This window comes from Sphingobacterium faecale (assembly GCF_016746095.1).
GTDB classification, from domain to species: Bacteria; Bacteroidota; Bacteroidia; order Sphingobacteriales; family Sphingobacteriaceae; genus Sphingobacterium; species Sphingobacterium faecale.
The window spans coordinates 1-9,381 of record NZ_JAERTY010000002.1; the positions used below are offsets into that span (position 1 = coordinate 1).

Genomic DNA, 9,381 nt, shown 5'->3' on the forward strand with positions numbered 1-9,381 from the left:
CTGCGAACGGAGAGAACTGCAGCAGTTTGACCGTAGGTGAGGTGGTTACCTATACGTTTGTGGTCCACAACACCGGTAGTGTTACATTGGGTAATGTTACTGTTGCCGATAAAACATTTAACGGTTCAGGAACTATAAGTGGATTGAGTACACCAGTGGCTAGTTCGGGCAGCAGTGCTACAGCGCTATTGCCGGGGGGCACCCTGACCTATACGGCTACGTATACTGTAGAGCAGGGTGACCTTAACCGTGGTAATATCAGTAACCAGGCGGAGGCTACGGGAGTCTTTAACAATGTGAGTTATAAAGACCTTTCGGGTACTGCTCTGGATAATGATAGCCCTACAGCTATCGCTATCTGTCAGAACGGTTCAATTAGCTTAGTAAAAAATCACAATCTGCAAGGAAATTCTAACTGTTATGAATTAACAGCGGGTTCTGAGGTGACTTATAGTTTCGCGGTGACCAATACGGGCAACGTGACTTTGAAAGATATCATTCTGACCGATGCGATGTTAGACGCAGCGATAGTTCAAAACAATAATCCGCTAGCTCCAGGAGAAACACGTAACTACACTGCCGTTTACGTTGTAAAACAGACTGATGTAGAAGCAGGTTTTATTAGTAATACCGCTACTGTTACATCAAAAACTCTGACCGATCAGGATGTTAGTGACGTGTCAGGAACCGATGCATCGAATGACAACCCTACTGTAATCTCAATTTGTCGAGATGGAGCAATAGCGATTGTCAAGAGTCATAACCTCCAAGGAGATGGTAATTGCTACGGACTAGAAAAAGGTAGTACGATCGTTTATACATTGCATGTTAGCAATGTAGGAAATACTAGTCTCACGAATGTTGTTGTAAATGATCCACTCGGAGCAGCGGTATATCAGGGAGGGGATAATAACAGCGATGGTAAACTGGATATTAATGAAGTGTGGACTTACCAAGTCGAATATGTTGTGACTCCTGTGGATATTGATAACGGTCAAGTGGTTAATCAGGCGACTGTGACAGCTATCGATGCCGCGAACAAAAGAGTTAGTGATGTATCGGGTAGTACGGTGTCTTCAAATGAGCCAACGGTAATTTCTATCTGTCGTGAGGCTAAAATTAAGCTTGTGAAAACGCATAATCTTGAAAAAGATGGCGATTGTTACGGAGTTAACGTCGGGGATATCGTGACTTATACCTTTACTGTAACTAATGAAGGTAATGTCACACTGAGCGATATCAATTTAGTGGATGCTATGTTAGGATTAACTGGATTGACGCAAGATGTTAGCCCATTGGCAGCGGGGAATTCAAGAACCTATATAGCTACTTATAAGGTGACGCAAGCAGATGTCGACGCTGGTTTTATCCGTAATTCGGCGAAGGTGACGGCAGTTGATCCTGCTCAGAAAGCCGTTCAGGATATATCGGGCACTAATATCAATAATGATGAGCCAACGATAATAGCGATCTGTCGTGATGCAGGTGTCAGCATCGTGAAAAGTCACAACTTACAAGGTACGGGAGACTGTCATGCACTCCAGGTAGGCGATAAGATTACCTATACCTTTACGGTTAAAAATACAGGCAATGTATCCTTGAATGATGTCTCCGTTACCGATTTATTGCCGGGTATCGGCACGATATCAAGTGATGAGGACGGGTCATTACTACCAGGTAAAACACGGGTGTTCAAGGCTACCTATAGCGTTACACAGGCCGACATAAACCGTGGGTCGATCACAAATAGAGCAGGTGTGACCGCCAAAACTCCGGAAGGTAACATAACGGGAGCCGTCCGTGGTATGGTCGTTGCCGATGACGAAGTGATCATCAGCATCTGTCAGACCGGTAAGGTAGCTATCACGAAGACGGTAAACAAGGCAGAGGTATCCAAAGTAGGAGAAGAGTTGACATATACCATAACCGTAACCAATACGGGTAACATCGATTTAGAAGAGGTCACTGTCGAAGATGTGATGTTAGCGCTTAATGATGTAATCGATCTGAAGGTTGGAGAAGTCAAAAACTATCAATTGAAGTATACGGTTACTTACAATGATCTTTTAAAGGCGTCGATAGATAATGTCGCTTCAGCAACTTTAAAAACTAAAGAAAAAGTTGTAGATCAAACATCGACCAACGTTAAATTTAAACCAGAGATCGATATTGTCAAGAGTGCGGATAAGAGTGTAATTACATTCTTGGGAGAACTTGTTGAATATACGATCGAGGTGACTAATACAGGAACCGTTGATTTGGTAGGAGTCGTCGTTACCGATCCGATGTTCCCAAGTTTTACGGGAGCCGCTGGTAATCTAGCTGTCGGCGAGAGTAAAAAATTCGAACTTACTTATGAGTCGGTTTTGGCCGATATTATTCGAGGAGAGATCAGAAACACAGCACATGTCGAAGGTACTGTAGGCGGAGCAATGAAAATGCGCTCTTTCAACCCAGTGACCGGTGTGATAGAGAAGTTGTCTAATGAGGTCTTAGTTAAAGTGTTGTTTAGCAATGTTCTTGAAGTAACTAAGGATGCTGATAAAACGGAAATCAATAAGGAAGGTGAAGTTATTACCTATACTATTAAAGTAGCGAATAGAGGTAACTATGACCTGACAGATGTGGTCGTTAAAGATCCGTTGACGGGAATGATAGAGAGTGTAGGTGATTTGAATGTAGGAAAGGAAAGGACATTTACCACAACCTATGCAGCCCAAAGATCCGATTTTGATAAACGTACCATTGTTAATGAGGTGGTTGCTACAGCTAAGGATCTGATAGGTGGACAGGTAGAAGCGCGTGCGCAGAAAACGGTCAATGTAGCAGCAATGCCATTCTTCATCCCTAATGTGTTTACGCCAAATGATGACGGGACTAATGACACATTTGAGATTTTAGGAATCGAGGGTTTTGACCGTATAGAGGTTACTATCTTGAATCGCTGGGGCAATGAAGTCTACAGGAATAGTAATTACCGAAACGAATGGACAGGGCACGGGCTTAACGAAGGAACATATTTCTATATCGTGAAGACAATCAAAGGAGCTAAGGAAGATCTATATAAAGGTCATGTACTAATCAAAACACGCTAAAGCATAAGGTCATGAACAAGAATAATAGGAAGAAAAGACTGATGCTGTTACTGATGGGCGTAACCTGTTTTTTAACAACACAAGCACAGCAGAACATACAATTTACGCAATATATATTCAACTCGTTGAGTGTAAATCCGGCCTATGCAGGATACAAAGAAGAGTGGTTTGCACAGATCGGTCTGAGAAGTCAATGGACGGGCTGGGATGGCGCTCCAAAAACCGGTAGTATTTCTATTGATGGGGTCTTAGATCCCATCAGTAGAAGACACGGTGTCGGGTTACAGGTAACGATGGATGGGCTAGGAGCACAGTCTGCGACATCCGTATATGCCAATTATGCGTTACGTTTACAACTTGATCCCGAAGACACCAAGCGACTCAGTCTGGGTATTGCCGCGGGGGTTACCCAATATGGATTGGACGGAGCAAAGCTTGATCCTGTTACTAGAAAGGATCAAGTACTTCCGGATGGAAAGCTTTCAACATGGGTACCCGATGTAAGATTGGGTGCATACTACGCGACTCCAAAAATATATGCAGGGGTAGCGGTACATGATCTGTTCTCCAATTCTATAGACAATGAAGATTTTGTATTCAATCAGAATTCGCTAGAAAGTCTTTATAAGAATGTTAGTCTTTACGTTATTGCGGGTGGTCTGATTTCCTTGGAAGAGGGCTTACATTTACGGCCAAGTCTTTTGGTAAAGGATGATTTTAAAGGGCCGACATCTCTAGATGCTAACGCCATGTTCATATTTAATAGCAAATTCTGGATTGGCGGAGGATATCGGACCCGTGCTAAAATCTTCGATAGAAAGTATTATGACAATTCACCAGCTAAGTTAAGTTCGCTCAACTCGGTACAGGGAATAGCACAATTCTATGTGACCCCCAAATTTAGGGTAGGATACTCGTATGATATCATGTTGAATAGAATGCAAGGATTACAAAGTGGTACACATGAAGTGACTTTGGGCATTACATTCGATCGCGCGCTGAAACAGATTTTAAGTCCAAGGTTCTTTTAAAACTTAATAAGATGAAGTATAACCGCATATTTTTAAGTCATTATCTGGTCTTAGCACTAATGCTCTTTGGACCGAAACTGTATGCGCAGGAACAGCGTAGTGTACAGGAAAAAGCTGATTTACTCTTTGATAAATATGAATATTATAATGCAGCCAAGCTATATAGTAAACTTAGCGAGTCAAAGAAAATCAAAACTAGAAATTTAGAACGTCTAGCAGAAAGCTATGCTTATATTAACAATTACGACTTGGCAGAAAATTGGTATGCACGTGCTGTGCAACGATCTGACTACGCGAAGAGATCGCTCTTAGTTTATGCGACCGTCTTGAAAGAAAATGGCAAATATGCCGAGGCAAAGGCGATGTATAAGAGATATACCGACGAACAAGGCGACGACGATTTTGTCAAGCTGGCATTACAGGGAGCTGACTCCGCCATACGTTGGATAGCTAACCCAAAAAAAGTTGATATCCTACCTTTTACCGGCGTAAATGGTCCGCTTTCTGAGTTTGCGATGATGTCCATAGAAAATAAGCTTTACTATGTAGGGGAGACAAAAGATGCTACTGTAGCCAAATCGGGTATGACCGGAGAGTCTTTTCTCCGACTTTTTTCAAGAGATAGCAACAGCTCAGGAAAAGGGAGCATAGCGACGGATGGTAATATCAATCAGGCGAAGTACCATGTGGGACCGATCGCCAGTAATAAGTCTGGAAATAGACTATATGTGACCCGGACTAATCCTAGTAAAGAGGTGCAAAAGTATCGTAAAGAGGGACGGAAGTGGTCGCGGGCTACGCTGGAGCTTATGATCTATGATAAGGAGGGGGATGGGTGGAAAGAAACAGCCTTTCCTTTCAATAACGTAAAAGAATATTCGTTAGGTCATGCGGCATGGAGCGAAGATGAAAATAGATTATATTTTGCTTCAGATATGCCTGGTGGTAAAGGTGGTGTTGATATTTGGTTTTGTGAGCTTCGGAGCGATGGTACTTGGGCAAATCCTGTAAATGTCGGAGCAGAGGTAAATAGCCCGTACGACGAAATGTTTCCGATGGTATTTGGGAGTAAGCTTTATTTTTCCAGCAATGGTAAACCGGGGATGGGAGGTTTGGATATATTCGAAGCGATCTTAAAAGGAGGAAAAGCTATAAAGGTGAAAAATATGGGATTTCCCATCAATAGTGCTTCGGATGATTTCGCTTACTTCGTACAGGATGACGATGATAAGGCTCAAAAAGGCTTCCTATCATCCAATAGAACAGGCGGTCTAGGGGGAGATGATATCTACACCTACGCGACCAAGAAGCCGGTGTTTAAGATAGTTATAGAGGGGAAAACTTTTAATAAAAAGTCGAAAAAGCTATTAGCAGAGACTAATGTGACACTATACGGTGCTAAGCGGAACCTAGTGGCCAAAACTCAAAGCAATGGAAGTGCTGAATTTACATTTGATGCCGATAACAATGCGACATACAAGATTTTAGCCGAACGCTCAGGATTTCATGCCGACTCTATTGATATATTGACTACAATACCGACAAAAGATACCATATATCAGGTTGCTTTGTATTTAGAACCTGTAATGGAGGTCGGTCATAAATTCGTACTTGAAGATATATATTATGATTTTGATAAATACAATATTCGCAAAGATGCGGCAGTAATATTAGATCAGTTGGTCAGAACATTGCGTGACAATCCTACCTTGCGGATCGAATTGTCGAGCCATACAGATAGCAGAGGGTCACATCGCTATAATGATGTTTTATCCCAGAGGAGGGCAGAAAGCGCGGTGGCTTATATCGTATCTAGAGGAATAGAACGTGATCGACTTGTAGCAAAAGGTTATGGCGAACGGCGCTTGGTCAACCGTTGTGCTGATGGTGTGAAATGTTCTCCCACTGAGCATCAGGCAAATCGGCGGACGGAGGTCGAAATACTGTCTTATTAGTCATTACCATCGGGCAATATATACCCATTTTTAGGTATTTTTAGCAAAAGTAGTGGTTTTTGTAGATGCATAACTACAAAATAGTAGCTACTTTTGCTGATGTCATTTTCCTTTGAGTTATTTGTCCTGTAAATCAATTACCGGACTAAAAGTGAAATTGTTATATTCTCTCTGGACTAGTGTTTTTCTATTTTGCTTCTTTTGTGGAGAAGCGAAAGGAGGGCAGAATCCTTATGAAGAATTAAGAGCCTTAAAAAGTGAGTTCATAGGATTTAAGGCGCGCTCTATCTTAAGTTTGGATTTCGAATTAAATGAAGTGGATTCTGTCCTTAAGAATATAGAGTTTATACATAAGCTCGCCAAGGAAAGAAATGATAAGAGCATCACCTGTATTTATTTCGAAACATTAGGGCATTATTTTTCTCTTCGCTACGATCGCGTCAATGGGCTGTCAACAGCAAACCATGAGAAGGCGGTTCAATTTGCCGAAGAAAACTCTTTGGTTCAACAACTATTTCGTCAGAACTTTAGCTTTGGAAATTACTACTACACCTATTTTAGATACGCAGATGCTTATCGCTATTTTAGACAGTGCCTTTCGATTCTAGAAAAGCTTGATGAAGATAAGATAGCAAATGTATGGCAGTATTACCTTACATTATCGCGTTACTTTTTTGATATCGAGGAATACGATATGTCTTCACAATTGCTTGAAAAGACACTTTCTTATAACAATAAATTAGCTCCAAGGGAGTTGTTTAATGTTATTAACACCTTAGGTCTTATTGCCTTAAATACAGGGAAAAAAGACGAAGCTCTGAATTATTTTAAAAAGGTATTGACAAAGTCTAATGCAGTATTAGATTCGGCATGGATGGGCATAGCTTACGGAAATATGGGAAATGTGTATGCCCAAAATCATGATCTTAATAAGGCACTGGAGTATTTTGAGCTTGATTATATCTATAACTCCAAGCCTTCAGGTGATATGATATCAGCGTTGCTGACTTTGAAGAGAATAGCAGAGATACAGTTCCAGCAAGGAAAATTAAGGGAAGCACTAGCGAATATTGATATCTATCTCCGTAAGATGGAGAAAAAACCTATTCGCTATGAGGGCTTGGTCCAGGCATACGACTTAAAAGCCAGGTTGTTGGATACATTAGCTATTGAAGAAGGACAGTTATTGACCTTAAAAGAAGCAACTAAATACAACAGATTGCTATCCACATTTCATAGTAATTCTTCCATTGAAATGGCAAAATTACAGGATGAAAAGGCTCATTTTGATCAGTATTATAGCGAGTCTAAAAAGTATAAGCGATTGAGTCTTTTGCTGATGATGACATTGGGTATTGCAGTAACAGTTATTTGTATTATAGTATATAAGAAAAATAAACGTGGATCACAGAAATTGGGAGTAGTAAAGGTGGAAGACGAAGAGGAGTACTGCCCTTTGGTGATATTAAGTGATAAGCGTTTTCATAGCGATGATGCGGGTAAGCAAGTTAGGATAAGCTTGGAACTTAGACAACTATTGGGAAGCAATCTGATGAATAACCGTAATTGGGAAAAATTTAAGGTCGCTTATCTAAATAGTTTTCCTTGTTTCTTTAGTGATATGATCAATAAGTATCCGGAGCTGACGGATGCTGATTTGCGCCTGCTAGCGCTGATCAATCTCAATCTTTCTAATAAAGAGGTTGCGGATAAACTTTCCGTATCTTTAGAAGGCATAAAAAAGGCTAAGCAACGCCTTAAGAAAAAACTGAACGAACATATCTATCTGTAACTAGACAATAGCTTTGTCTACCCATTATATTTGCCTAATTTCGTGATAGGATGATTATTTATTCGATATGACGGAAATTAGCTTACACGGTACATTAACAGGGCATCAAAATCCTATTTATACTTTAGAGGTCGATATAGACAAACACTTGTTATATTCGGCGGGAAATGACAAGGGAATTGTAGAATGGGATCTTATGCAGCTGAAATTCCAACGAATACTCTGTGCAGTTCCTGCGTCTGTATATTTTCTTAAAATTATTCCGGGTACCGATTGGATTGCTGCTGGTATGCGTAATGGTGAACTCTTTATTATTCAACGTACAAATCCTCGTTTGGTAGCTAAGTTAAATGTAGAAAAGGGAGCTATCTTCAATATTAAAATATTGACATCCAAAAATGAAATTATTGCTATTGGGGAAGAAGGAAGGGCCTATGTTTGGAGTTTAGATACTTTCCAATTACTTTATACTTTTCAAGTGTCGAAGGAAACAATACGTACGATGGAGGTGTCGGGAGATCAAAAGACAGTGGTTTTTGGAGATAAGGGCGGTATGGTATATATACATGATGCTCAAGATTTCCATCGGATTGCGGAGAGCAAAACTCATGAGATGGCAATCTCAAGTATGTTACTGGATGATGGATATCTTTACACCGGAGGACGTGATGCGCGTATGTATAAATTATCTTTTCCATCGCTACAAAAGGAAAATGAATTAACCCCTCATTTCTTTACGGTATATGGTATAGCGCCGTTATTGGATAAATTAGTCACGGTCAGTAGAGATAAAACCATTAAAATATGGGATAGAGATTTTCGGCTTTTAAAGAATATCTCCCGGGACAAAGGAATCGACTCTCACCAACTTTCCATTAATAGTCTGATCTATGACCATGTTGCTCGTCTGTTGTGTACTGCTGGTGATGACAAACAGATTAAAGTCTGGGCAGTGGAGGTTTGAAGGAATCCGTTCACTCGATCGCAGGATAACTCCAATTAAAAATTGGGGCAAGCAAGATTAATTATCTCTGTTAAATATCTTTCATCTATTTGGTCAAAGGTGTCTAATTGATCGCTGTCTACATCCAACACGGCGACTACCTCTCCGTTCTTGATCACAGGAAGGACTATTTCTGATTTAGAAAGTGAACTACAGGCTATATGGCCTGGAAACTCTTCTACATTGGGGACAATCAGGGATTCTTTTTGCGCCCAAGCAGTCCCACAAACTCCTTTGTTGAATGCTATCCTAGTACAGGCTACAGGGCCTTGGAAGGGACCTAAAACAAGCTGATTACCCTTTACAAAGTAAAAGCCAACCCAGAAAAATTTGAACTGTTCTTTTAGTGCTGCAGTAATGTTTGCTAGATTAGCTATCCTATCCGATTCTCCGATTAGTAATCCTTGGATCTGCGGAATTAGACTTTTATACTGTTCTTCTTTATTGCCGTTGTTTATTGTAAGATCTTCTGCCATTTTTTATAGGTATTGAGTTAACGAGTTAT

General features: G+C 40.6%; 6 protein-coding genes. 5 read left to right on the top strand and 1 reads right to left on the bottom strand.

Translation table 11 applies throughout. The features are described 5' to 3' along the window. The 5 genes from JKG61_RS02975 to JKG61_RS02995 form a co-directional block, all read left to right on the top strand. Positions 1-3,095, top strand: a 3,095-nt coding sequence (locus tag JKG61_RS02975; protein ID WP_202101523.1) for a DUF7507 domain-containing protein, incomplete at its 5' end; no start/stop codon positions are given. Positions 3,096-3,106: 11 nt separating this feature from the next. Beyond that, positions 3,107-4,126 (top strand): PorP/SprF family type IX secretion system membrane protein, encoded by a 1,020-nt coding sequence (locus tag JKG61_RS02980; protein ID WP_202101524.1) that lies wholly within the window; start codon positions 3,107-3,109, stop codon positions 4,124-4,126. 11 nt (positions 4,127-4,137) lie between these two features. Beyond that, positions 4,138-6,081: an OmpA family protein gene (locus JKG61_RS02985; RefSeq protein ID WP_202101525.1), complete on the top strand. Its 1,944-nt coding sequence runs from the start codon at positions 4,138-4,140 to the stop codon at positions 6,079-6,081. A gap of 151 nt (positions 6,082-6,232) precedes the next feature. Continuing rightward, on the top strand, positions 6,233-7,873 hold the full coding sequence (locus JKG61_RS02990; RefSeq protein WP_202101526.1) for a tetratricopeptide repeat protein: 1,641 nt from the start codon (positions 6,233-6,235) through the stop codon (positions 7,871-7,873). 67 nt (positions 7,874-7,940) lie between these two features. After that, a complete protein-coding gene (locus tag JKG61_RS02995) occupies positions 7,941-8,837 on the top strand; it encodes a WD40 repeat domain-containing protein (protein WP_202101527.1) in 897 nt (298 codons plus the stop codon). A 35-nt stretch (positions 8,838-8,872) separates the two neighbouring features. On the opposite strand, the gene JKG61_RS03000 is transcribed toward JKG61_RS02995, so the two are convergent. Next, the gene (locus JKG61_RS03000) at positions 8,873-9,352 is read right to left on the bottom strand and encodes a GAF domain-containing protein (protein ID WP_202101528.1); all 480 of its coding nucleotides are present in this window, start codon (positions 9,350-9,352) and stop codon (positions 8,873-8,875) included. Positions 9,353-9,381 lie beyond the last annotated feature (29 nt).

What these genes read in the sequence shown, in the direction of transcription:
- JKG61_RS02980 (WP_202101524.1), top strand. Translation starts at nt 3,107, where the DNA reads ATGAACAAGAATAATAGGAAGAAAAGACTGATGCTGTTACTGATGGGC.
- JKG61_RS02985 (WP_202101525.1), top strand. Translation starts at nt 4,138, where the DNA reads ATGAAGTATAACCGCATATTTTTAAGTCATTATCTGGTCTTAGCACTA.
- JKG61_RS02995 (WP_202101527.1), top strand. Translation starts at nt 7,941, where the DNA reads ATGACGGAAATTAGCTTACACGGTACATTAACAGGGCATCAAAATCCT.
- JKG61_RS03000 (WP_202101528.1), bottom strand. Translation starts at nt 9,352, where the DNA reads ATGGCAGAAGATCTTACAATAAACAACGGCAATAAAGAAGAACAGTAT.